This is a genomic window from Pseudomonas sp. HS-18 (assembly GCF_020401845.1).
Classification (GTDB): Bacteria; Pseudomonadota; Gammaproteobacteria; order Pseudomonadales; family Pseudomonadaceae; genus Pseudomonas; species Pseudomonas nitroreducens.
In genome coordinates, this window is sequence record NZ_CP084413.1 from 6,145,454 (window position 1) to 6,170,648 (window position 25,195).

Consider the following 25,195-nt stretch of genomic DNA (forward strand, 5'->3'; position numbering starts at 1 on the left):
GAGTGTGAAAACTCAGTAGGCGTTGCGGTGTACGAAACCCTTGAACAGGGTCAGCAGGACGATCTTCAGGTCCCACCAGACGGACCAGTTCTCGATGTAGTCCAGATCGAACTCGATGCGTTTCTGCATCTTCTCCAGGGTGTCGGTTTCGCCGCGCCAGCCGTTCACCTGGGCCCAGCCGGTGATGCCCGGCTTGACCTTGTGACGCAGCATGTAGCGGCTGACCTGACGCCGGTATTGCTCGTTGTGCGCCACGGCGTGGGGGCGTGGGCCGACCACGGACATGTCGCCGAGCAAGACGTTGAAGAATTGTGGCAGTTCATCCAGCGAGGTGCGCCGCAGGAAGGCGCCCAGCGGGGTGATGCGGCAATCGTTGCGCGAGGCCTGGGTGACGGCGGCGCCGTCTTCCATCACCGTCATGCTGCGGAATTTCCAGACGCGGATCGGCCGGCCATCCATGCCGTAGCGGGTCTGGCGGAACAGCACCGGGCCGCGCGAGCTGAGCTTCACGGCCACCGCGATGAAGAGCATGGGCACGGCGATCAGCAACAGGATCAGCGAGGCCAGCACCACGTCCTCGATACGCTTGAGCACGGCGTTGGGGCCATCCATGGGCGTGTCGAAGATGCTGATGGTGGCCAGGCCGTTGATGCTTTCGCTGCGCGCGTGCAGCAGGTCGAACATGAACAGGTCGGGGATCAGGTACACCGACACCGTGGTATCGGACAGCTCGCGGATCAGCTCGTTGAGCAGCGGCTCGCGGGACAGGGGCAGGGTCAGGTAGACCTTGTCGATCTGCCCCGAGCGCGCGGCTTCGATCAGCGCCAGGCGATCCCCCTTTACCGGCACCCGCTCGCCCAGCTCCATCTGCTGCGGGCGGTCGTCATAGAAGCCGATCAGGCGCAGCCCCATCCACGGGGCATTGAGGATGGTTTCGGCGAGCCGAGCACCGACCTCTCCGGTGCCGTAGATGGCCACGTTGCGGCTGTTGAAGCCATGGCGCCGGGCGACGCGCAGCAACATGCGGATGGCCAGGCGATAGCCGCACATGATCAGCAGCGCGGCGGCGAACCACCCCAGCCGGCGCGGCTCCTCCAGCTCCACGTGGCGCAGCGAGATGTCCAGCAGCAGCACGGCGAAGAACGCCAGCGACCAGTACAGGGTGACACTCAGCGACTCGCGCAGCAGCGACTCGCCCCGCCAGGAGCCGTAGAGCTGGTTCAGCTCGCCGAGCCAGTGGAACAGCATGACGCAGAGCAGCACCGAGACCCAGATCTGTGCGTCCAGAACGCCATTGCCGGCGCTGAGCAGAATCACCCCGCTGAGCACGATCACCAGGATGTCGCTCAGGCGGTGCGCCAGCGAGATCAGTGACTGGTGCGCACGCAGAATTCCTTTTGTCTTGTTGGGCATGATGACCTCGCGATGTCCGGCATCGCTCCTTGTGCCGCTGCTTCGTTATCGCAGTCCGTTAACGGGCGCAGGGCCGGCGAACCCGCCTCGGGTTCGTCGGGTGCGAATTCACTGTCGCTTGTCCAGCAGCAACTGCTGCAGGTAACGGCCATAGCCGGTCTTGCTCAGCCGCTCGGCCTGCAGGGCCAGGTACGTTTCGCTGAGCCAGCCCTGCTGGAAGGCGATCTCCTCAAGGCAGGCCACCTTCAGTCCCTGGCGCTGCTCGATGGTCTGCACGAAATGGCCGGCTTCCATCAGCGATTCGTGGGTGCCGGTGTCCAGCCAGGCGAACCCGCGACCGAGCAGGCTCACGTGCAGTTCGCCCCGCTCCAGGTAGAGGTTGTTGATGTCGGTGATTTCCAGTTCGCCACGGGCCGAAGGGCGGATCTGGCGGGCCATCTCCACCACGCGGTTGTCGTAGAAGTACAGGCCGGTGACGGCGTAGTTCGAACGCGGCACGCGCGGTTTCTCTTCGATGGAGAGCACGCGCCCCTGGTCGTCGAACTCGACCACGCCGAAGCGCGCCGGGTCCGCCACCTGGTAGCCGAACACGGTGGCGCCCTGGGTGCGCGCCGCCGCTTCACGCAGGGTTTCGGTGAAGCCCTGGCCGTAGAAGATGTTGTCGCCCAGCACCAGGCATACCGAGTCATCGCCGATGAACTCGGCGCCGATCAGGAAGGCCTGGGCCAGGCCATCCGGCGAAGGCTGCACGGCGTACTGCAGCTGCACGCCGAACTGCTCGCCGTCACCCAGCAGGGCGCGGAAGTTCGGCAGGTCGGTGGGCGTGCAGATCAGCAGGATGTCGTCGATGCCGGCGAGCATCAGTACCGAGAGCGGGTAGTACACCATCGGCTTGTCGTAGATCGGCAGCAGCTGCTTGGACACGCCCAGGGTGATCGGGTGCAGGCGGGTGCCGGAGCCGCCGGCGAGGATGATGCCCTTCATGATCTGCCTCCTTGCTTGGCGATCTGTTTGGCGTCGAAGCGCGCCGGGTAGCCCGAGCGCTCCATCAGAAAGGTGTCGATCAGGCTCGACAGGCGCAGTGCGGAGATGTCCCAGGAGTAGCGCAGGACATTCTCCTGCCCCAGCCGGCAAAGGTCGGCGCGCAGCTGGTGGTCGAGCAGCACGCGACGCAGGGCGGCAGCGATGCCGGGCGGGTCGAGGGGGTCGAAATACAGCACCGAGTTGCCCAGCACTTCGGGAATCGAGGCGCTGCTGGCGGCCACCACCGGGCAGCCGCAGGCCTGCGCTTCCAGCGGTGGAATGCCGAAACCTTCATACAGCGACGGAAAGGCGAAGACGGCCGCGTGGCGGTACTGCTCGATCAGTTGGTCGTCGTCCAGCCGTCCCAGCCAGCGCACGCGATCGCCCTGCCCGCTCTGCTGCAGCTGCGCGTCGACGAAGCTGCGGTTGGCGGCGCCGACGATGCGCAACTCCACGTCCAGCTCACCCAGCAGGCGGAAGGCTTCGATCAGCCGCTGGAAGTTCTTGTGCGTGGCCGGCGAGGACACCGCCAGTACATAGGGCCGCTCGGGCGTCGCCGGTTCCAGGCCGGTACAGAACTCGGCGGACACCGCGTTGGCGATCACATGGATGCCCTTGGGGTCGACGCCATAGTGCGTGGCGATCTCCTGGCGGGAGAATTCGCTGACTGTGACCTGCGCCAGCGAGCGGCGCAGCAGCAGGGGAATCATCACGCGGTACAGGGCGCGGAACTTCCAGGAAAAACTTTCCGGGTGGCGCACGTAGGTGATGTCGTGGTGCGTCATCACCTGCCGCGAGTACGCCAGTGGCGCCGTGCTGCACAGCGAGACCAGCAGCGGCCGGCCGTGGTGCGCCAGCCATAGCGGCAGGTCGACCTGCTCCCAGAGGTGCCCGCCGTTGCGCCCGACCTGCTCGACGTTCAGTTGCCGGGCGATCTCCGGGCGGAGGATTTCCCCTGGCGGCGCCACGAAGTGCAGGTCGCTGCGCAGGCGTGCCAGCGACAGCGATATCTGCTCGGCGAAGCGCTGCACACCGCTCAACTGCTGGGTGAGGAAACGCGCGTTGATCACGATCATGAAGGGTTCTCCGCGAGGCGTCAGCGCAGCGACAGTTGCGGGGCCGACGCGCTGCGCACCAGGGTGGGCGACTCGTCGATGCGGATGCTGGCCTGGCAATCGCCGCCGCCTGCGGGGCATTGCCAGGGCACCGGCCGGCCCTCGCGGCGGGCGATGCCCTCCACGGCGTCGAGGCGCCAGAGGGTGTCGCTGCTGCCGGGCTTGCTGGTGATGTTCAGGGTCTGTTCGTGGCCCAGGGTCCAGGCCACCAGGATTTCCTCGCTGGCCTTGGCGAAGCGCAGCAGGTAGACGTTCGGGTCCTGGTTGGGCACGCGGCCGACGAAGCGGTAGCGACCGATGATGTCGGCGACGCTGGCCATGGCGTGGTAGGCCGGCTTGGGTTGGCCGCTGGCGGTGAGCAGGCCGAAGTTGTGTTCCATGTCCGTGCGGTCGATGCCGTCGTCCACCAGGTCATACCACCAGGCGCCCTTCACATTGGGCAGGCTGCGCACCAGCACATAGGCGCGGGCCAGGTACGCGGCCTGGCGTTCGCGGCTGATGCCGCAATCGCCTTCGTGGGCCGGCCAGCTGAATTCGGTGAAGTACAGCGGCACCGGCTTGCCGGCGGCGTTTTCCAGCTTCTGGTTGACGCCCTGGAACCAGTTGAGCCAGGCCTCGGGCGTGGACATCTCGCCCTCGCAATACACCGACGGGTGCAGCGAGATGCCATCGGCCACATCGAGCACGCCACCACCGGCGATGCGTTCGGCGAAGCCCTGGCGGATGCCCTTGAGGGTGACGGCGCCAGCGAGCACCTTGGCTTGCGGGTCTTCCTCGCGGATCACCTTGGCGGCGGCGCGCACCAGGGTCAGGTAATCGTCGCTGAAGTCCTTGTCGGTGGCGTTTTCCGAGTCCCACTCGTTCCACACTTCGTAGAAGGCGACCTGCCCCTTGAAGCTGCGGACCACATAGCGCACGTAGCGCAGGTAGCCCTCGCGGGAGGCGTCGTCGCGCGGCTTGGCATTGCCGTAGAACTGGTTCTCGTTGCCCAGGATCAGCAGCGTGCTGATACCCAGGCTGCGCGTGCTGCGCAGCTGTGCGCGCCACGCGGCATCGATGGCCAGCTTGCCGCGCTCGCGCTCGACGCTGGACCAGTAGGCGTCGTCGCGGAACGAGGTGATGCCGGCCTCGCGCCCGAGGCGATTGATGCCATCACGGTTGCCGGCGCGGATGTTCTGGTGGGTGCTGGCGCCGACGATGAATTCCGCTGCACCGGGGTTTTCCACCGGCGCCTGGTTGGCCAGGGTGCGCGGCGATTGCAGCAGGCCGCCGATCAGCAGCGCGCAGGCCAGCAGGCTGAGCATGCCGCCCTGCAGGCGCAGGGTGCGCGGCGCCGGTTGCGGCGCGGCCTCACCCGGCAGGCGCAGGGCGCGACCGATGGCCAGGCCGAGGAACAGGCTGGGTATGGGCGATTCGAGTACGTCGCTGGTCCAGCCGATCAGCAGGATGCAATAGGCGATCCCCAGCAGCGCGCGGGCTTCCTGGCCGGGCTGGCGCTGCAGGCGCATCAGCATCGGCACCCCGAGCAGGTAGAGGGCGACGCCGGCCACGCCGAACAGGCACCAGAGGTAGAGCAGCGAATTATCGGCCACTGCCAGCTGCTCGACACCGAAGATCGGGAAGGCGGCATAGGCGCTGCCGGTCATGCCCAGCCCGGCGCCGGTGTAGATCCAGCCGTTGTAGTCCATCACCTTGATCAGGTTCGGCCAGGTGTTGACCAGGCGATCCACCATCGAACCCATCAGGTTGTCGCCAGTGGCGCTGGCCAGGTAGGGGTCGACCTGCGCATACAGGCCGTACAGCGGCAGCAGCAGCGCGCCGAGCACCACCAGCAGCGCGGCGAACAGGAACAGCAGGCGCTGGCGGGCAATGCTCATCACCATCAGGGCGAGGAAGAAGGCGCCGGCGGAGGACTTGTTGGTGGTGAGCACGATGCCCACCAGCGCCACCGCGTAGAGCAGACCGCGCGCCAGCAGCGGCAGGCGGAACGACCCCAGGTAGAGGCTGAACACCGCCAGCATCATCGCCAGGCTGGAGGACATCCGCGAGAAGCCGGCGATGCGATCCAGGCCGTAAGCGCTCCAGGAGCGGTTGGCGCTGACCTCGACGCCGCCCATGGAGTAGGTGTAGCCCTTCCACGGCACATTGATCAGCAGGTCCAGCGCGATGCCGATGAGGGAGGCGACCAGGCAGAAGGCGATGATCCAGCCCACCGCCTTGCGATGCATTTCCAGGTAGGGGCCGCAGAGCAGGCCGAACAGCAGCGGCGCGTAAATGAAAACGGCGAAGAAGCCGCTCTTGAACTCGGCGCCATGCAGCCGCCCGAGGAGCAGCGAAGCCGCGGCGAGGATCAGCAACAGCCACAGCCCGCGCTGCTGCGGGCGGGTGATCAACTCCCAGGCCACGGCGATGATGCAGGCCACCTTGGGCAGGTAGACGATCGCCGACAGTCCGGCCTGGTCGGTATAGAAGCGCAACGCGCCGTTGAAGGTCTCCACCAGCAGCAATGCCACCAGCACCCCGAGCGCCAGCAACGAGCGGTCGAAGGTCACACGACGGTCGAGCTCAAAGCGTGGATACGGGGATTGCAGTTCCATGCTGGACTCCGCGGGTAAGCAGGGTGTGGCGCAGGATGGTTTCGTACTCGTCGAGCATCCGCTCCAGGCTGAGCATCGGCGCCACGTATTCATGGGCTCGCGAGGCGAGGCGCTGGCGCAGCGCCGGGTCCCGGGCCAGGCGCTGGATGGCATCACCGAGCGAGTCGGGTTGCTCGGGCGAGCAGAGCAGGCCGTTGATCTCGTCCTGGACGACTTCCACCAGCCCGCCCATGCGCGAGGCGATTACCGGCAGGTGATGCGCGCAGGCCTCCAGCGCCACCAGGCCGAAGGACTCCGGCGACAGGCTGGGGACCACGGCGACGTCGATCTCGGCAAAGAACTCGGAGGCCTTGCGGTAGCCGACGAAGTGCACGCTCTGGGGGTCGGCGGCGGACTTCAGCTGGTTCACGTAGGCCGCGTCGCCGCGTCCGGCGATCAGCAGCGAGGCATCGTCGCCGCGCGCCTGGAACTGCTCGATCAACCACTCCACGCCCTTGTTCGGCGTCAGCGCACCGATGAAGCCGAAGCGCAACGGGCGGCGCCCGGAAGCCGGCGGCACGACAGGCACTTCTGCCATCGGCGAGCCGTTGTACACCACGTGGGTCTGGCTGCCGGAGAAGTAACCGGCGTCGAGCAGCGTATTGAGCTGGTAGCGACTGACACCGACCACCGCGTCGACATCGCTCGAAGCTGCAGCATGGGAGCGCCGCAACAACGCACAGGGGGCGCATTGCTGCTCGCAATGGCGGCCCTTGTTGAAGCGCACACCGCGCGGGCAGGTCAGGTACTGGTCGTGCAGGACCTGCACGATGGGCAGGCCGGCGGCACGGATCGCATCCCAGGCGGAGATCGACCAGCCCGACAGGTTGTGGCAGATCACCACGTCCGGCTCGACCTCTTCGAGCACCTTCGCCAGCAGACTGCGCATGCCGCGGTTGTAGCGGTCCAGCCCGTGCCAGGCGAGGCGTTTCAGCGCGCCTTGGCTCTTGTCGTCGAAGGGCCAGTAAAGGTTACGCAGGCCGGCTCGAAGCACCGGCACGCCGTTCACCGTCTCGCGTTGCAGGCTGGCGTCCGGCCCGGTGCAGAGCACCTGCACCTCATGGCCGCGTGCGCGCAGGCCCTCGGCCATGTGCTGCAGCATGACCTCCGCCCCGCCGCCGATGTGCGGGGCGTAGAGGGTGTTGAGCAGCAGCAGTCTCATAGCGGGTAGGCCCGGTTCATGCCGAGCGCACCGGCTTCGCCATCGCGGATCGCCTGCAGCAGCAGGGCCAGGCGGCTTTCGCGCTGGTGGCGGCGGGCGAAGAAGTGCAGCAGGCGGATGAACACCCAGCGGTTGAAGCGGTACATCAGCGGCGAGGTCACCCACAGGTTCTTGTCGAACCACGCCTGGTTGCGCGCGGCGTAGTAGGCCCGCAGGTCGGAGCTGCCCAGCAGGTAGGTCTCGTAGATGTTCGAGGTGCGCGCCTTGATGTTCCAGGAGTTCTCCAGGTCATCCAGGCCCGCCTCGGGTACCAGGTAGAGGTGGCCACCCAGGTTGCCGATACGGAAGGTGTATTCGGTGTCGTCGGCGTAGAGCACCAGGTCGCGGCGCGGCAGGCCGATGCGGCGGAACAGATCGGCATGCCCGAGCAGGCCGCCGTAGTAGGCGAACGGCAGCTCCAGCAGCGGCTGCGCCGGGCGCGGCTTCGGCTTGCCCCAGGGCGTGCGGCGCCAGAGTTTGTAGGGCAGCTGGCGAACGTGGAAACCGAAGTAGCTGGAGCGCGGCGGCGTGATGAAACGGGTCGGCACTCCGGAAGCGACGTCGGCCTGGTGGGTCGGGCGGAAGCCCAGCACGGCCGTGTTGTCGGTGCCATGGCGCAGCGCGCAATCGATCAGGCGCTGCTTGAGCAGCGGGAACGAGCCCGGCGTCGGCGCGTTGTCGTCATCCATCAGCCAGATGAAGTCGCAGCCGCTCTTCAGCGCGGCCTCGATGCCCACGGCATAGCCATTGGCCGAGCCGGTGTTGCTGTCCAGCTCGATCACCTGCACGCGGTTGGGCCAGAGCATGAACAACTGGTCCAGTTCAGCCACCGAGGCATTGCTGACGACGATGGCGCGGGTGATGTCCTTCTCGCGGAAGGCGCGGGCCAGCAGCTCTTCCAAGTACTCGAGGCGGTCGCCATAGGTCAGCGTCACCAGCACGGTCGATCCATTCATCTCGCCACACCTCCTTGCAGTTGATCCTGTAAGAGTCGAGCGCCTCAGGCGCGCCAGCCGTCGTTGCCAACCACCGCCGAGAGCTGGCTGAGCGGGACCCGGATGCGTTGTTCGCGTTGCAGCAGGTTGAGCAGTATCAACCCGCGCTCGGTGCCGTCCTCGCAGAGGAAGATCGCATCCACTTCGCAATCGCCTGCGCACTTCACGCGCACCATCTGCCCTTCGTGGAAGCCGCTGGCACGGCGCTCCGGCATGGCGGCCAGGCGCTGGCGGATGCCTTCCACCAGGTCGTCGGCCACTGCCAGCGGCTGCGCGCCAAAGCTGACGAGGCGCGCCACGCCACGGGTGGAGCGGATCGGGAACCAGTTGTCGTGCTGCTGATCGAGGCGGATGAACAGGTAACCGGGGAACAGCGGCTGCGCCCGGCCGCCCTGCCCCACCACCGGGCGGTAGCAGGAAAAGCCCTGGCGGCCGAGGTTCTCCTCGGCGCGCAGCTCCTGGTGCGGCTTGGTCTGGATCAGGTACCAGCGGTATTGCCCGGCAGTGGAGATGGCGACGGCGCTCATGATTCGTACTCTCCGAGGATGTCCGAGGAGGGCGCGGGCCGCTCCACGGTGTAGCGGCCCAGCAGGCGCTGCAGTTCGTCTGGCGGGTTGAACATCAGCACGTCGATGATCGACAGGCTGGGGACGAAATCCGGGCCGAACTGCGGGTAGCTAACCGGCTCCATGCGCAGGAACTGCAACTCCAGGCCGTGGGCGTTGAACACGTCCGGCGAGTACAGGTGGCGGCCACCTTCGGGATTGAGGTAGACGTCGCCACCGGTCTGCTTCACCGCTTCGATCAGGCGCTGGTCGCGCCCGATGTCGTCGGCCAGGTCCAGCTCGGAGACACGCGTCATCGGCGTGTCGATCTTCATGTACTGGCAGATGCGGCGGATCGAGTGCTCGGCGAAGTGCGACAGGTTGCGCTCGGGGTGTTCGAGGATTTCCTCCAGCAGCGGCATCACCTGCTCGTAGCACGGCGCACGGTGGTAGGCATGGCGGATCGTGTGCAGCAAGCGCTGGTTGGTCAGCCGCATCTCGTCACTCAGGCGTCGTTCGTTGATCGCCTGGGTCTGCGAGCCCTGTTCCAGGGGAAAACTGAACTGCCAGATCTTGCCGCCGACCAGCACCCGATTGCGGTTGATCCAGCCGCGCCGGGTGTACTGCAGGCTGTCGCCGAGAATGAACAGACTGCTCGCGGCGATCAGCTGGAAGTACCCCAGGTAGGGGAACAGGTACGGCTGCATCAGGCTGACGATATGGACCATGTCGGTACTCCTTCCCTGCCTGCGGTTTCAGTCCTTGGCGTCGTAGCGATAGGCGTAGGCACCGTAGTCGTAGGCTGCGGTGGAGGCCTTGCGCTTCACGCCATTGAGGATCGCGCCCTGCAGGTGGATGCCGCTCTGCCCCAGGCGGCGGCGCGCGGTGTCGATCTCGCTGGCCGGGCTCTGGCCGAAGCGGGTCACCAGCAGGCAGATGCCGCACAGCCGGCCGACCAGCGCGGCGTCGGTCACCGCCAGCACCGGCGGGGTGTCGACTATCACCAGGTCGTACATCGACGAGGCATCGCGCAGCAGCTGGGCGAAGTTGTCGTGCATCAGCAGCTCGGACGGGTTCGGTGCGGCGAAGCCACAGGAAATGAAGTCCAGCTCCGGCACCTCGGTGGGCAGGATCACCTCGCTCAGTGGGCGGTGCGCGCTCAGCGCGTCGGACAGGCCGTGGCGCGGCGTCAGGCCGAACACCCGGTGCAGGTAGCCCTTGCGCATGTCGGCATCGATCAGCAGGGTGCGCAGGCCCGATTGCGCGACGATGGCCGCCAGGTTGCTGGAGACGAACGACTTGCCGGCTCCCGGCGCGGGGCTGGTGAGCATCACGACGTTGTTGCGCGCTTCGAGCAGGGCGAAATGCAGGTTGGTGCGCAGGCTGCGGATGGCCTCGTTGGCCAGGTCGCCGGGGGTGGAGGCGGCGAGCAGCTTGGGCGTATGGCCGAGGATGTCGCCCTTGCGTTCCTTCTCCAGGCGCTCCTGCTGCCGCGAGTAGGGAATCGCGGCGAGCACCGAGAGGCCGAGCTGTTCGATCGCCTCGGGATTCTCCACGCCACGGTAGAAGGCCTGGCGCAGGAACAGGATGCCCAGGGCGACACAGAAGCCGAGCAGGGTGGCGAGCAGCACGATGACCTTGCGCATGGGCTTGGCCGGCTGCTCGACGTTGGCCTGGGCGGTGTCGATCACCCGCACGTTGCCGATGGTCCCGGCGCGGATGATGTCCTGCTCCTGGGCCTTGTTCAGCAGGGTGGTGTAGGTCTGCCGGGTGACCTGCATGTCACGGGACAGGCGCAGCAGCTCCTGCTGGGTCGCCGGCAGGGTCTGGATGCGTTTCTGCAGTTGCGCCTTGCGGTCTTCCAGGCTGCTCATCTGCTTGAGCAGGGCCTGGTAGGTCGGGTGGGTCGGGGTGTAAAGGCGGTCGTACTCGGCGCGCTTGAGCTTGAGCTCGGAGAGCTGGTTGTCGATGCCCACCACCTGGTCCAGCACGCCACGGGTCTCGACGCTGATGTCGGCAGATTTGGCCGTGGTCTGGTAGGCGTTGTAGGCGGCTTCGGCCTTTTCCAGGTCCATGCGCACCACCGGCAGCTGCGAGCGCAGGAACTGCAGGCGCTGGGAGGCTTCGGCGGAACTGCGCTCGACGTTCTGCAGCACGTAGAGCTGGCTGATCTTGTCGAGGATGCGGTCAGCCTGCAGCGGGTTCGGGTCCTCCAGGGTCATGTAGATGATCCCCGAGTCCTTGCCCGCCTCGGCCACCTTGAGCAGCTTCTGGTAGTTCAGGGTGGTGGTCAGCAGGCGGTTCTTCGCCACAATGAACTCGGTACCGGGGCGTGCCACCAGTTCGTCCACCTCGATGCTGAAGCCTTTCTCCAGCACCGGTTTCTTCAGCTCGCCGCGCAGCAGCAGCTGGCCATCGGCGTTGAGCAGGTGATAGGCGTCGCCGCCGTCGGCCACCAGGGTCAGCGGCTCACCCAGGTATTCCTCCGGCACGTCGAGGGAGAACACCTTGATCTGCTCACCACCCCAACCGTAGGCGCCCATGCCCAGCCAGGGTGCAGCGAGGGTCTGGCCGGCTTCCGGCTGGTAGCGCCGCGCCAGGTAGTCACCAATCAGCGGCAGGCGCTTGGGCTTGGCGACGATGTCCAGCTTCAGCAGTTCGACCGCCTTGCCGAGCACCGCGCGGGATTTCAGCAGTTCGATCTCGGTGGAGGCGATCGACACCGAGTCGGGGCGATTGATCACCTCGGGCGTGCCGTTGAGGCCGTTCTTCTTCTGCTCGATCTGGATCATCGCGCCGGAGACATAGATGGGCGTGGCGACCACTGCATAGAAGAGCCCGAGTACGGCGAACAGGCCAGTGACGGCGAGGATCATCTTCTTGTGATCGAACAGCAGGCGCAGCAGGCCGGCGACATCGATGCGGGTGTCCTGGAGCGTTTCCAGGGACGAGCGGGGCATGACACTCATGGACTTCCATCCTCCATTGAGGTAGCGCGGCTCAGCGCGCCTGAATCGGGTTCAGCCGCTTGAGCAGGTTGACGCCGTGGTTGCCGATCAACATCAGGAACGCCTGCACCTTGCGCATGGGCGAAATGGCGGCCATGGACATCCGGCAGACCTGCATCAGGAAATACTCGTTGAGCTCCTGGTTCCCCAGGCGCTGGTAGTAGCGCGACAGGCAGTAGTAGGTGTGCAGGGTCATGTGCTGCTGCACACGGTCGGCCTGCATGGAGAAGATCCCGCCCTTGTGCACGCGGTAGGCGGCGGGACGGATTTCCTCCATGAAGCGCCCCTTGCCGTAGGCACCCAGCAGCGACCACCAGCAGAGGTCGACCATGCGCGTGGTGAGCAGCTCCTCGGGCATTTCGGTGAGCACGTTGCGGAACACCGTGGTCAGCGTGGAGATCGCCCGCGCCTGCTGCAGCTCCAGGCGGCTGGCGTCACGGCGGAACTTGCCGGTGAGCTGCATCGGCTTGATCACGCCGTCCTCGTTGAAGGTGTAGGCGTCGTGGTAGGTGATGACGTAGTCGGGATTCTTCTCGAGGAAATCGACCTGGATCTGCAGCTTGCGCGGGTCGGTCCAGTAGTCGTCGCCCTCGCAGTAGGCGATGTAGCGGCCGCGCGCCTTGCGGAAGACCGGCAGGCCGTGGGACAGGCCCTTGGAGTACTGGTTTTCCTTGTGGAAGATCGGCTTGATGATGTGCGGATAGCGCGCCGCGTAGTCGGCGATCACTTCGCTGGTGCCGTCGGTGGAGGCGTCATCGTTGACCAGCACTTCGATGCGGAAGTCGGTGACCTGCTCCAGGAAGCTGTCCAGCGTGCGGCCGATGTAGTTGACCTGGTTGTAGGCCAGGCAAACGACACTCAAGAGAGGCTTCGGGTCTTCCGGCCAGTTGGAGAGGATCTGCAGCTCGGAGCGGATATCCATGTCTAGACACTCGGCTTGTGGGACGGTTTGAACAGGCGCAGCAGAGCCGGGGCAGAGCCCGCGCCAACGAGGAACAGGGTGATCAGGCCGCACGCGGCGAGCGCCGCCAGCAGCCACAGGCGCTCACCCGAGCGGGCCAGCAGCGCGTAGAAGGGCTCGCTGAGCAGCAGGCCGGCGGCGCTGAGCGCGGCGATCTGCAGGGTGTCGCGCAGCCAGGTGCCGTGCAGTTCCGGAGCGAAGGTGCGGTGCACGATCAGCGGCCAGATCAGGAACGACACCAGGCGCAGGCCGAACCAGCACAGCGCCACGCCAACGACGCCGTACAGGTAGGCGCTGGCGATCACCAGCGGCACGCTCACCAGGGTGGAAACGACGCTGTACCAGACGTGCATGCGCAGCTGGCCATGGGCGTACTGCAGGTAGAACTGGAAGCTGGCGACTGCCAGCAGGCCTGCGCCCAGCACGTACCAGACGAGGATCGGCCGGCACCAACTGGCGGCCACGGCATCGCCGCTCCAGGCCAGGACCAGGTCATGACCATGAGCAGCGATCACCGCGACCATCGGGAACAGCAGCACACAGACGAAGCGGTTCGCCTTGAGATAGAGCTGCTGCATGTCGTCGTGGCGCCCTTCGGCGACCAGCATGGTCATGCGCGGCAGCAGCGACTGCGCCAGCGGGTTGACCAGGCTGAGAATGCCGCCGGAAATCAGCGCCACCAGGGAGAAATAACCGTACTGCTGCAGGGGCAGCAGGTTCGACAGCAGGACCTTGTCCAGCTGGGTGAGCACGATCCACAGGCAGGAGGTGAGCGACATGCCCAGGGCGAAGGGCAGCACCGGGCGCACCGTGTCCCAGCAGAAGCGGGTCAGCAGGCGCACGTCCATCCACAGGTAGGCCTTGCCGCCCAGCAGCAGCGCCTCGATCAGCGATACCGCAACCTGGAACTGGAAGAACACCAGCGGGTCCTGGCTGATGTGCGCCACCAGCAACAGGCCGCCGAAGTAACGCAGGGTGGTGATGAACACGTTCACGCCATTGATATACGCGTGCAGTTCCTGGCCCTGCAGTGCACTGCGGTACAGCGTGGCGTACAGACGCAGGGCGACCAGCAGCCCCATCAGGCTGATGCACTGCGCCACCAGTTCCGGCGACAACTGCTGCACGTTCAGCCACTGCCCGGCGATCCAGCCGCTGCCGCCGAACACGGCCAGGGTGCTGGCGGCCGTCAGCGGCAGCAGGATCAGCTCGAACGAACGCAGCAGGCGTGCCTGGTCCTGACCTTCGCCGCTCACGTTACGACCACGGGCGCCACGGCCGTGGGCCACCTGGCGCACCAGCGCCGGCGACAAGCCGACATCGAGCAGCAGCAACCAGGTCTGCAACACCGCGAAGAAGCCGATCAGGCCGTAGGCCTCGGCGCCCAGGTGGCCGAGGTAGAACGGCTGGATCAGGATGCCGATGACGATGGCGTACGCCTGCCCTGCATAGTTGAGCAGGGTGTTGCGGACCATCGACAGCGAGCGTGCGGTGCGCATCATCGTCCCCTTACACCGCGACCGCGACGCGGCCGCTTTCCAGCAGCAGCACTTCGATCACGGCGCGTTGGATTTCCTGCGGCAGGCCCGGGTACAGGGGCAGGCAGAGGATGCGCTGGCTCAGTTCGCGGGACTGCACCTGCGGCACCTGCGGGGCGAGGTAATCGAGGGTGTCCAGCGACGGGTAGAAGTAGCGCCGCGGGTTGACGCCGATCTCGTTCAGCGCAGTACGCACGCGCAGCACCTGGGCTTCGTCACGCAGCCCGATGGGGTAGTAGCTGTTGTTCAGCCGGGCATAACTCTCGCTGGCCTGCAGGTCGTAGTAGCCACTGAGCGACGCGGTGTAGCGGGCGGCAATTTCCTCGCGCTGGGCGAGGATGTCGTCGATCTCGTCGAGCACGCACAAGCCCATGGCCGCGGAGAACTCGTTGAGCTTGGCGTTGATCCCCAGGCCGACGATCTGGTCGACGCCGGCAATGCCGAAGTTGCACATCAGGCGGATCTGCTTCGCCAGCTCGTCATCGGAGGTGACGATGGCGCCGCCCTCGATGGTGTGGAACAGCTTGGTGGCGTGGAAGCTCAGGGTGGTCGCATCGCCCCAGGCCAGGACCGAGCGGTCGCGGTAGCGCGAACCGAAGGCGTGGGCGCCGTCGTAGATCACCTTCAACCGGTTGCGCTGGGCCACCGCCTGAATCTCCTCCACCGCACAGGGATTACCGAACACGTGGGTGGCGACGATGGCGGTGGTATCCGGCGCAAGGCTGGCTTCGATGCGCGCAGGGTCGAGGTTCCAGGTCCGCGCATCGATATCGGCGAAGCGCGGACGGATGCTCTCCCACTGCAGCGTGCTGCTGGTGGCAACGAAGCTGAAGGGGGTGGTGACGGCACTGCCGGTCACGCCCAGGGCACGATAGGCCACCTGCAGGGCGATGGTGCCGTTGTTGGTGAGAATCACATGGCGAACGCCGAAGTAATCCTGCAGGCGCTCTTCCAACTCCGTGACGAAGGGGCCGTGGTTGGTGATCCAGCCGGAGGCGTAGATCTGTTCCACATAGGCCTTGAACTTGTCCAGGTTGCCCAGGTAGGTCTTGGTCACATTGATCACGGTCGCATCCCTCTGTTGGATGGAAAATCCGTTAGCTCGCAGCCGGCGTGCGCGCCGCTCAGCCCAGCGCCGACAGCGCGAAAGGCGCGTCGTCGATGCCGCTTTCCATGGGTTGCACGGCTGACGTCGCGCGGCTGGCCAGGTGCTCCTGCAGGGCCTCGATGACCCGGCCGCTGGCGTCATGGTGGAACTGCCAGACGCCATAGATGCGGCTGTCGAAGGAGCGCTCGCTGCCCAGCATCGGATTGGCCGCGAGGCCCGAGCCGAGGCCGAAGCTGTAGAGGCCGGGGATCGGCCGGCCATTGAGATCGCGCAGGCAGCCGGCGGCGTCCGAATCCAGTCCGCCCTTGCTCTCGCGCACCTGCAGCGGCTCGCCATTGGCGCGGCGCAGCGCCGGCAGGCAGGGCTGGTAGCCGATGGCCTGGACGATCACGCCGTCTTCGCTGCAGACCTGCGCCAGACGCTCGCGCACGGCGGGCGAGCGGTCCTCCAGACACAGCAGCTCGACCTTCACCCGCGTGCCGCTGACGATCCCGTTGGCCAGTACGTCGGTGCCGACCTGGTGGGCGCGGTAGCGCAGGCCGCCGGAACGGTTGACCCGGCCTGAGACCGGGCAGACATCCATGCCTTCGTCGACCACGTAGCCAGCCGCGCGGGCTTCCTCGACGCTCTCGAAGAACAGGCGGATCGGCGCGCGGTGCAGCAGGGTGATCTGCTCCAGCCCCAGGCAGTCCAGCGCGCACGCGAGGTTGTCGAGGATCGAGAAGGCACTGTGGGAACCGCCGACCACGGTAAAGCGGGTGCCCGGGGTGACCCGGTCGCCGAACAGCTCCACCAGCTCGGCAGGGTTCAGGCTGAGCAGCGCGTCGGAGGAGTAAACCGTCGGGCCGTCGTGGGCCAGGTGCAGGTCCTGCTCGGCCAGGCTCCAGTTCAGGTACTCGCGGTTCTGCCGCCCGCCGAGGTTCATCACCAGTGTGCCGGCGCCGATCTGCACGCCATGGGAGCCACTGCGCAGCGCCAGCTGGAAGCTGCCGTCGTCCTGCGCGGTGATCTTCTCGATGCGGGTACCCAGCGCCACTTCGACGCCCAGGTGCTCGGTGACGTAGCGCATGAACAGGGTCGAGGCATGGGCCAGCAACTCGCCCACCTGCGTGAGCATCGGCGCACCATGGGGATCGTTCTGCAGCGCGCGAAACGCGGGCGAATGCGCCAGCGGCGCGAAGATGGGCAACAACGCCGGATCGCGCAGGCAGTCGAGGAACACATCGCCCACCGAGTTCGCGGTGATGTGATAGTCCCCCAGGCGGCCACGGCCGACCGCCAGTGCAGCGTCCACGACCAGCAGGCCATCACGGGCGAGGCTCGCCAGCGCGCCGGTCTTGTAGGCGTTGAAGAGGAACCCCATGCCTGCCGGGCCGGCGCCGCCGACCACACAGGCATAGTTGGAACGAAGAGATTGCTCGGCCATCAGCCTTGACTCCCAGCGCGACGGGGCGCGCGGCTTTCGTGATACCGGCACTGTCGGCCGGCAGGGTGGCAGCGCTCGCGCCGGAATTCCGTCACTCGCGGCGCAGCCGCAAGCACGCGCACCCTCGTCGAGAAGGTGGCGGGAGAGTCTTCGGAATGGATGGCGGATGCCGGCGAGGTAACTTCGGGGATAAATGGAAGTGAGTGTTTCGACAATGAAACAGACACTGAATGACGCAGGGAAAGTTTCGACGAAAGTTCAGAATCGTTACACCATGGATACATGGCATAACTCATCGCCAAATTAACTAAGCGGGCGAAAGCATATTGCTCATGAATACCGCAAAGTTTGACGCCAGACTTTCGCAGCCCCGTGAAAGAAACACTTTCCGAGTGCAACGGGCGGTTCTTTCTGCCTGCTTCGAGGGAACGCAAAGTTCCGTCGTTATCCATTCTTCGAGCGGCCATCGTCACTGACTCCAATCCAGGAGAAGCTCTGTACCGGGCCTTTCACAAAATTCGAAGACAAGGCTACCGCCCGAGTTCGAACGACCCGATTCAAACAACGACAATCAACTGTTCGTCCCTGGAGTGGCCGCTAGTTTTCGCTGGGCAAAGCTACCGCCCTTCGGCCTGTTCCGAAAATCTGGAAAAACAACAGCAAAAAGCTATCGCGCTTCCGCAGCAAAGAAGGCTGGCGAAAGTTGTCAGGCAGCGATAGGAAAATGACAGGAAGAAGAGGGGGCAGAATCTTCCTTGACCTTACTGCTCTTGCGACTACTCCCTGAGGTGTCTCATCCGGACACCACACGATATTGCTATGTGGATAGTAATAGAGGGGGGAACAAAGGCATGTCAACGTAGGAAGCACCACTACGCCAGGAATCCGACAGAAGGCAAATCAGTCTCTGTAACTTATTGATTTATAAGGCGCCATAAACCCGACACAGGCGTTTTGACAGCATAAACGTACACCTTCGAATCTGCATTAAAAGTATTAGTCGGAAAGTATTAATGTATCCGCCGCGGACACGGCGGATGTGTTTCATCCCTGAACTATGCGGTCCTTGCCGGTGCGTTTCGCCTGGTACAGCGCCGCGTCGGAGCGGCTGTAGAGCGCGGAAAGATTCTGGTCATCGGGCTGCAACAGGGTGAGCCCCTGGCTGATGGTCACGCTGAAGAAATGCTCGGCCTCGTTGAAGCGCAGACGCTGCACTTCCCGCTGCAGGCGCTCGCCGATCTGCCGCGCCATGTTCTCGTCGCAGCCGGGCAGTAGCACGGCGAACTCCTCGCCACCGATACGCCCGAACAGGTCGCCACGGCGCAGCGCGCCAGCACCGCTCTGGGCGATGCGTTGCAGTACCACGTCGCCGACCTGGTGGCCGTAGACGTCGTTGATCTTCTTGAAGTCGTCCACGTCCAGTAGCAGGAAGGCCAGCGGCGTGGAGGTCGCCTTGCAGTCGCGGAAGGCCTGCTCGGCGCTGTCGAAGAAGTAGCGGCGGTTGCTGCTCTGGGTCAGCACGTCGGTGGTGGCCAGACGGTGCAGCTCGGTTTCCAGGTGCTTCTTGTCGGTGATGTCCTCGGCAATGCCGACGATCATCAGCGGCAGGCCGGCATCGCTGTGCTGGCTGACGAAGCATTTGTCGCTGAGCCAGCGCACCTCGCCGTCGGCCCGCAGGATGCGGTACTCGCGCTGCTCGATGGCGCCGCGCTCGAGTACTTCCTGCAGGGTGCTCTGGGCGTAATCCAGGTCATCGGGATAGATGCAGTTGCGCCACTCGTTGTAATCCGCCAGCAGCAGCGCCGCGGAGCGACCGAAGATGCGCTCGTACGCCGGGCTGACATAGACCATGCGCTGCGCCTGCCAGTCGAAGGCCCAGAGCACCGAGTTCACACTGGCCAGCAGTGCGCTGAAAAGCTGTTCGCGCTCCTTCAGGCGCGTCACCTCGGCGCGACTGTGCAGCAATGCCAGCAGGGCCTCTTCCTGATCGGCCGGCAATTTATTCTCATCCATGTATCAGCGTCCTCCCGTTCATTGACCGGGGCTATGACCGCAAACTACGCCAGGCTTCTGCAAATTAAACGAAAAGCCCGCCGAACGGCGGGCTTTTCTTGAGACGCATCTCTCAACGTCCTAGGACGCTTCCGCCATTCAGATGGCAGGGCGCAGGGAGTAGGTCTTCAGCTGCTCGGCGAATTCGCGCAGCGACTGGATGCCGCTGGCTTCCGCCTCGTGCACCCACTGCTTGATCGCGGCGAGCATGTCGTGGCCGTTGGCGCTGGTTTTCACCCAGATCTGTTGCAGCGCCAGGCGCTTCTCGTAGATCACCTGCAGGGACTGGCTCTGCGCGAGCAGGTCCTGGATGCGCGCGTGATGGCGCTCTTCCAGCAGGCTGGTTTCCCGCGAGAGCAGTCGCTTGGCGCGACGGAACAGGTGGCGCACCGACTCGTCGGCCTTGGCCAGTTCCTGCTTCACCAGCGGGCCGATCACCAATTTGCGGTACTGGGCCATGATCTGGAAGCGGTTGTTGAGGATCGCCATGGCGGTGTCCATGTCCAGGCTGCCCTTGCCTTCCACGCGGTGGGCGATGGGCGCCACGCGGGCCACCTTGGCCAGGCGCAGGAAGCTGAACAACTTGATCCAGGCCCAGCCCAGGTCGAACTCCCACTTCTTCACCGACAGCTTCGCCGAGTTCGGGTAGGTGTGGTGGTTGTTGTGCAGTTCTTCACCGCCGATCAGGATGCCCCAGGGCACCAGGTTGGTGGCGGCGTCGCGGCACTCGAAGTTGCGATAGCCGATGGCGTGGCCCAGGCCGTTGATCACGCCGGCGGCCCACACGGGGATCCACATCATCTGCACGGCCCAGACGGTCATGCCGAGTACGCCGAACAGGGCGAGGTCGATGATCGCCATCAGCACCACGCCGCCGATGGGGAAGCGCGAGTAGAGGTTGCGCTCGATCCAGTCTTCCGGGCAGTTCTTGCCGTAGATACGCAGGGTGTCGGCGTTCTCCGCCTCCTTGCGATAGAGCTCGGCGCCGGTACGCAGCACGGTGCCCAGGCCCTTGAACACCGGGCTGTGCGGGTCTTCGGCGGTCTCGCACTTGGCGTGGTGCTTGCGATGGATGGCAGTCCACTCGCGGGTGTTCATGGCCGTGGTCAGCCACAGCCAGAAGCGGAAGAAATGCTTCAGAGCCGGGTGCAGTTCGAGCGCCCGGTGCGCGGAATAGCGATGCAGGTAGACCGTGACACCGACGATGGTGATATGGGTCAGGATCAGGGTGACCGCCACCAATTGCCACGGCGACAGATCAAGGAAACCGTTGTACCACATAGGCGATACTGTACCTCGGAAGGGGTGTGGGCAACGCCTTGCTGGGCATGCGTTGCCGGGAAAAGCCAGCCCGCATTATCACTAAGCGGGTCCGGATTACCATCCGGTCTTTTAGATACGAACAAGGCCAAGTGGCCATCATTTATACTGCTCAGCCAATAATTCCAACCCACTACCGCATGAATCCACGCCTCAGCGCCCTGCGCATCAGCTTCCTGTACCTGATCGCCGCCACCCTATGGGTCTGGCTGGGTGACCAATGGTTACAAAATGTCCTGCGCGACCCGGCCTCGCTGGCGCGGGCATTGGAGCTGAAGAAGTACGTCTTCCTCGCGATTACCTTCCTGCTGCTGTTCTTTCTGCTCTGGCGGCACTTTCGCCGGCAGCACGCCGCCCTTGCCGCGCTGACCGACAGCGAACAGCGCCTGAGCCGCGCCTTCGCGGTGGTCGAGGACGGCATCTGGGACTGGGACCTGGAATCCCAGCGCGTCTACTACTCGCCCGGCTATGCCAACCTGATCGGCCTGCCCCTGGAGCACCTGAGCGATGACCTGCTGCTCTGGGAGAACCGCCTGCACCCGGACGACCGCGCGCGTATCCTGGCCCTCCACCAGGACTGCATCCAGGGCCTGCGCACCCACCTGGAGTGCGTCTACCGCATCCGCCACGGCGACGGCAGCTATCGCTGGGTCCGCAGCAGCGGCCGCCTGACCCGCGCCGAAGACGGCCGCCCCCTGCGCCTGACCGGCATCAACCGCGACATCACCCACCAGCGCAGCAACGAAGACCACCTGCGCCAGGCCGCCGCCGTGTTCGAGGCGACCCAGGAAGGCCTGCTGGTCACCGATGCTCGCGGCGTGATCGTGCACATCAACCCCTCCTTCTCGCGCATCACCGGCTACAGCGCCGAAGACGTGCTCGGCGGCCAGCCCTCGGTGCTCAAGTCCGGCCGCCAGGATGCCGCCTTCTACCAGCGCATGTGGACCGCCCTGCATGAACAGGGTGTCTGGAGCGGCGAAATCTGGAACCGCCGCAAGAGCGGCGAGGTATACCCGCAGTGGCAGCACATCCGCGCCGTGCGCAACGACGAAGGCGAACTGACGCATTATGTGGCGGTGTTCTCCGACCTCAGCAGCCTCAAGCGCTCCCAGCACGAGCTGGACTTCCTCGCCCACCACGACCCGCTCACCGGCCTGCCCAACCGCCTGCTGCTGCGCGAGCGCATCGAGCAGGCGCTGGCCCGCGCCGAACGTGAAGGCAGCGGCGGCGCGCTGCTGAGCATCGATCTGGACCACTTCAAGCACATCAACGACAGCCTCGGCCACAGCATCGGCGACCTGCTGATCCGCGCCGTGGCGGAGCGCCTGGAAGACTGCCTGGACGAGCGCTGCTCCCTGGCGCGCCTGGGCGGCGACGAGTTCGCCGTGGTCCTCGAAAGCCAGCAGCCGCATCACGCCAGCAGCCTCGCCCAGCGCCTGCTGGAGGCGATGAGCGCGCCCTTCGAGGTCAATGGCCAGCTCATCTATATGTCGGTGAGCCTGGGCGTCAGCCTGTTCCCCGAGGATGCACGCAACGTCGATCACCTGATGCAGCACGCCGACGCCGCGCTGTTCCAGGCCAAGGCCAGCGGACGCAACCTCTATGCCTTCTATACCCCCGAGCTGACCGCCCGCGCGCGCTCCCACGTGCAGGTGGAGTCGGCGCTGCGCCATGCGCTGGACCACGACGAACTGCGCCTGTATTTCCAGCCGGTACACGACCTCGCCAGCGGCCGCATGGTCGGCGTCGAGTCGCTGGTGCGCTGGCAGCACCCGCAACACGGCCTCATTGCCCCCAGCGAATTCATCCCGGTGGCCGAGGAAAGTGGCCTGATCACCGCCATCGACGCCTGGGTACTGGAGCGCGCCTGCCGGCAGATGCGCCAGTGGCTGGACGACGGAATCCACCTGGACTTCATCGCAGTGAACGTCTCCAGCCGACTGTTCGGCCGCGGCGGCCTGGAGGAACGCGTGGCCCTGGCCCTGGAACAGAGTGGCCTGGCGCCGCATCACCTGGAGCTGGAAGTCACCGAAAGCGCGGTGATGGAAAATTTCGACCAGGCGCTGGAACTGCTTTGCCAGTTGCGCCTGCTGGGCGTGCACCTGGCCATCGACGACTTCGGCACCGGGTATTCCTCGCTGATGCGCTTGAAGCGTATGCCGGTACACAAGCTGAAAATCGACCAGGGCTTCGTCGCTGGTCTGCCGGACGACTCCGAGGACGCCGCCATCGCCTGCGCAGTGATCGCCCTGGGCCAGAGCATGGGGCTGCAGGTGGTCGCCGAGGGCGTGGAACGCCCGGACCAGGCCGCCTTCCTCCTCACCCATGCCTGCAATTTCGGCCAGGGCTACTGGTACGGCGCCCCGCAGCCGGCCGAGCTCCTGCTGCCGCAATTGCCGCGCGACACGGCCTAAAACAGGCTAAAAACTTTCTGATATATAAAAATTCTTAAACAGTATTTTTAAGAATATCCAGCTCCTGCTTACTATGCGCTCACACCGCACGCGCCGTTGGTGAATCGGCCGGTGGTCAACCCATTAGGAGCAGATACCCATGAGCGCAACCCTCCGTAGCCTGGACGGCCAGGACGAAGCCAACATCCTGCGCGAAGTGCAGAGCGCCCTGCGTGGCCTGCGTTTCGGCGCCGTCGAGATCACCGTGCACAACGGCCAGGTCGTGCAGATCGAGCGCAAGGAAAAATTCCGCCTGCAACAGAGCCCGGGCAAGCCCGCCTGAGCCTTTCGTCCCTTTATCAAGGGGCATGACTGGACCACCGGAGCCTCGCCATGAGCAAACTGCCCCACCGGTACTGCAGCTGTCAGCCGCGAATGCGTGGCTGACAACGCCCCTCCCCCGAAAGACCCTGCCCAACAAACATAAAGAACTGCATTTTTTCAGGAGCTGCACATGTCCATCCGCCGTTTCGCCTTGGCCGCACTGGCCAGCGCCCTGATTGCCGGCCCGGTATCCGCCGCCACCCAACTGCTGAACGTTTCCTACGACCCGACCCGCGAGCTGTACCAAGCCTACAACGCCGCCTTCATCAAGCACTGGAAGGCCCAGGGCGGTGATGACCTGACCGTGCAGCAATCCCACGGTGGCTCGGGCAAGCAGGCCCGCGCCGTGATCGACGGCCTGAAGGCCGACGTGGTGACCCTGGCCCTGGCCGGCGACATCGACGAACTGAACAAGCTGGGCAAGCTGCTGCCCGCCGACTGGCAGGCACGCCTGCCCGACAACAGCACGCCCTACACCTCGACCATCGTGTTCCTGGTCCGCAAGGGCAACCCCAAGGGCATCAAGGACTGGGGCGACCTGACCAAGCAGGGCGTGGAAGTCATCACCCCGAACCCGAAGACCTCCGGCGGCGCCCGCTGGAACTTCCTGGCCGCCTGGGCCTGGGCCAAGAAGCAATACGGTAGCGACGAGAAAGCCCAGGAATACGTGCAGAACCTGTACAAGCACGTCCCGGTTCTGGACACTGGCGCCCGCGGTTCGACCATCACCTTCGTCAACAACAACATTGGCGACGTACTGCTGGCCTGGGAGAACGAAGCCTTCCTGGCCAAGAAGGAACAGGGTGGCGAGAACTTCGAGATCGTCGTTCCGTCCATCTCGATCCTGGCCGAACCGCCGGTGGCCGTGGTCGACAAGACCGTCGACAAGAAAGGCACCCGCAAGGTCGCCGAGGAATACCTGAAGTACCTGTACAGCGAAGAAGGCCAGCGCATCGCCGCGCAGAACTTCTACCGCCCGCGTGATGCCAAGGTCGCTGCCGAGTTCGCCAGCCAGTTCCCGAAACTGAACCTGGTGACCATCGACAAGGACTTCGGTGGCTGGAAATCCGCACAGCCAAAGTTCTTCAACGACGGCGGCATCTTCGACAAGATCTACCAGGCGCAGTGATGCGCCACCCGCCCGGCCCTGCGCCGGGCGGTCCGATCCGGCGGGCGGTGCACAGCCCGCCGGAACGAAAACCCCCGCCCCATGGCGGGGGCTTAACGCGTTCACGAGAAAGGACAGACAATGTCGCGACGCATCTCCCCGGTCATACCCGGCTTCGGGCTGACTCTGGGCTACACCCTGGTGTACCTCAGCCTGTTGGTGCTGATTCCGCTGGGGGCCATGTTCCTCAAGACGACCCAGCTTTCCTGGGATCAGTTCTGGACCATCATCACCGCGCCGCGCGTCATCGCCGCGCTCAAGCTGAGCTTCGGCACCGCGCTGATCGCCGCCCTGATCAACGGCGTGATCGGCACGCTGCTGGCCTGGGTGCTGGTGCGCTACCGCTTCCCCGGCCGCAAGATCATCGACGCGATGATCGACCTGCCTTTCGCCTTGCCCACCGCCGTGGCCGGCATCGCGCTCACCGCGCTGTATGCGCCCAACGGCCTGGTCGGGCGCTTCGCCACCGAGATCGGCCTGAAGATCGCCTATACCCCGCTGGGCATCACCCTGGCGCTGACCTTCGTGGTCCTGCCCTTCGTGGTGCGCACGGTGCAGCCGGTGCTGGCGGACATACCGCGTGAAGTGGAAGAAGCCGCCGCCTGCCTGGGCGCCAAGCCGCTGCAGGTATTCCGTCACGTGCTGCTGCCGGCGTTGCTCCCCGCCTGGTTGACCGGCTTCGCCCTGGCCTTCGCCCGCGGCGTCGGCGAGTACGGCTCGGTGATTTTCATCGCCGGCAACATGCCGATGAAGACCGAGATCCTGCCGCTGCTGATCATGGTCAAGCTGGACCAGTACGACTACACCGGCGCCACCGCCATCGGCGTGCTGATGCTGGTCGTCGCCTTCGTCCTGCTGCTGCTGATCAACCTGCTGCAGCGCCGCATCGAAACGCCCTGAGGAGCGCGC

Annotated in this window: 19 protein-coding genes; 4 read left to right on the top strand and 15 right to left on the bottom strand. The window is 65.3% G+C overall.

The features are described from left to right. Nucleotides 1–12: 12 nt before the first annotated feature. From LDJ84_RS28530 to desA, 15 genes are all read right to left on the bottom strand, one after another. Nucleotides 13–1,413, bottom strand: a complete 1,401-nt coding sequence (locus tag LDJ84_RS28530; RefSeq protein WP_024762135.1) for an undecaprenyl-phosphate glucose phosphotransferase — start codon at nt 1,411–1,413, stop codon at nt 13–15. Nucleotides 1,414–1,521: 108 nt separating this feature from the next. Further along, nucleotides 1,522–2,397 (bottom strand): glucose-1-phosphate thymidylyltransferase RfbA, encoded by an 876-nt coding sequence (gene rfbA / locus LDJ84_RS28535; RefSeq protein ID WP_024762134.1) that lies wholly within the window; start codon nt 2,395–2,397, stop codon nt 1,522–1,524. Continuing rightward, the gene (locus tag LDJ84_RS28540; RefSeq protein WP_065085320.1) at nt 2,394–3,512 is read right to left on the bottom strand and encodes a glycosyltransferase family 4 protein; all 1,119 of its coding nucleotides are present in this window, start codon (nt 3,510–3,512) and stop codon (nt 2,394–2,396) included. Before LDJ84_RS28540 ends, rfbA begins: the two co-directional genes overlap by 4 nt. A gap of 20 nt (nt 3,513–3,532) precedes the next feature. After that, on the bottom strand, nt 3,533–6,148 hold the full coding sequence (locus LDJ84_RS28545) for a GH39 family glycosyl hydrolase (protein ID WP_054908145.1): 2,616 nt from the start codon (nt 6,146–6,148) through the stop codon (nt 3,533–3,535). After that, on the bottom strand, nt 6,117–7,349 hold the full coding sequence (locus LDJ84_RS28550) for a glycosyltransferase family 4 protein (protein WP_226045637.1): 1,233 nt from the start codon (nt 7,347–7,349) through the stop codon (nt 6,117–6,119). The genes LDJ84_RS28545 and LDJ84_RS28550 overlap by 32 nt, the downstream gene beginning before the upstream one ends. After that, nucleotides 7,346–8,344: a glycosyltransferase gene (locus LDJ84_RS28555; RefSeq protein WP_065085322.1), complete on the bottom strand. Its 999-nt coding sequence runs from the start codon at nt 8,342–8,344 to the stop codon at nt 7,346–7,348. Before LDJ84_RS28555 ends, LDJ84_RS28550 begins: the two co-directional genes overlap by 4 nt. Nucleotides 8,345–8,388: 44 nt before the next feature. After that, the gene (rfaH, locus tag LDJ84_RS28560; RefSeq protein ID WP_089285854.1) at nt 8,389–8,910 is read right to left on the bottom strand and encodes a transcription/translation regulatory transformer protein RfaH; all 522 of its coding nucleotides are present in this window, start codon (nt 8,908–8,910) and stop codon (nt 8,389–8,391) included. After that, nucleotides 8,907–9,656, bottom strand: a complete 750-nt coding sequence (locus LDJ84_RS28565) for a WbqC family protein (RefSeq protein ID WP_037011018.1) — start codon at nt 9,654–9,656, stop codon at nt 8,907–8,909. The genes rfaH and LDJ84_RS28565 overlap by 4 nt, the downstream gene beginning before the upstream one ends. 27 nt (nt 9,657–9,683) lie before the next feature. Beyond that, nucleotides 9,684–11,897, bottom strand: a complete 2,214-nt coding sequence (locus LDJ84_RS28570; protein WP_037011021.1) for a polysaccharide biosynthesis tyrosine autokinase — start codon at nt 11,895–11,897, stop codon at nt 9,684–9,686. 31 nt (nt 11,898–11,928) lie between these two features. After that, on the bottom strand, nt 11,929–12,858 hold the full coding sequence (locus LDJ84_RS28575; RefSeq protein WP_024762127.1) for a glycosyltransferase family 2 protein: 930 nt from the start codon (nt 12,856–12,858) through the stop codon (nt 11,929–11,931). A 2-nt stretch (nt 12,859–12,860) separates the two neighbouring features. Next, nucleotides 12,861–14,396 (bottom strand): lipopolysaccharide biosynthesis protein, encoded by a 1,536-nt coding sequence (locus LDJ84_RS28580; protein ID WP_024762126.1) that lies wholly within the window; start codon nt 14,394–14,396, stop codon nt 12,861–12,863. Nucleotides 14,397–14,406: 10 nt separating this feature from the next. Continuing rightward, nucleotides 14,407–15,501, bottom strand: a complete 1,095-nt coding sequence (locus LDJ84_RS28585; RefSeq protein ID WP_024762125.1) for a DegT/DnrJ/EryC1/StrS family aminotransferase — start codon at nt 15,499–15,501, stop codon at nt 14,407–14,409. A 58-nt stretch (nt 15,502–15,559) separates the two neighbouring features. Continuing rightward, entirely contained in the window at nt 15,560–16,969 is a 1,410-nt protein-coding gene (locus LDJ84_RS28590; protein WP_226045638.1) for a hypothetical protein, read from the bottom strand. A gap of 1,044 nt (nt 16,970–18,013) precedes the next feature. Continuing rightward, entirely contained in the window at nt 18,014–18,982 is a 969-nt protein-coding gene (locus LDJ84_RS28595; protein WP_024762123.1) for a GGDEF domain-containing protein, read from the bottom strand. Between the two features lie 138 nt (nt 18,983–19,120). After that, nucleotides 19,121–20,302, bottom strand: a complete 1,182-nt coding sequence (desA, locus tag LDJ84_RS28600) for a delta-9 fatty acid desaturase DesA (RefSeq protein WP_226045639.1) — start codon at nt 20,300–20,302, stop codon at nt 19,121–19,123. A 179-nt stretch (nt 20,303–20,481) separates the two neighbouring features. On the opposite strand from desA, the gene LDJ84_RS28605 reads away from it, so the two are divergent. The 4 genes from LDJ84_RS28605 (at nt 20,482) to cysT (ending at nt 25,186) form a co-directional block, all read left to right on the top strand. Then, entirely contained in the window at nt 20,482–22,755 is a 2,274-nt protein-coding gene (locus LDJ84_RS28605) for a putative bifunctional diguanylate cyclase/phosphodiesterase (protein WP_084358802.1), read from the top strand. 139 nt (nt 22,756–22,894) lie between these two features. Then, nucleotides 22,895–23,077 carry a sulfur starvation response protein OscA gene (oscA, locus tag LDJ84_RS28610; RefSeq protein ID WP_017520779.1) on the top strand — a complete coding sequence of 61 codons (183 nt, stop codon included), beginning with the start codon at nt 22,895–22,897 and terminating at the stop codon, nt 23,075–23,077. Between the two features lie 171 nt (nt 23,078–23,248). Further along, nucleotides 23,249–24,247, top strand: coding sequence for a sulfate ABC transporter substrate-binding protein (locus tag LDJ84_RS28615; RefSeq protein ID WP_024762120.1), 999 nt, complete (start codon nt 23,249–23,251; stop codon nt 24,245–24,247). A 120-nt stretch (nt 24,248–24,367) separates the two neighbouring features. Further along, nucleotides 24,368–25,186 carry a sulfate ABC transporter permease subunit CysT gene (gene cysT / locus LDJ84_RS28620; RefSeq protein ID WP_017520777.1) on the top strand — a complete coding sequence of 273 codons (819 nt, stop codon included), beginning with the start codon at nt 24,368–24,370 and terminating at the stop codon, nt 25,184–25,186. Nucleotides 25,187–25,195: the final 9 nt, after the last annotated feature.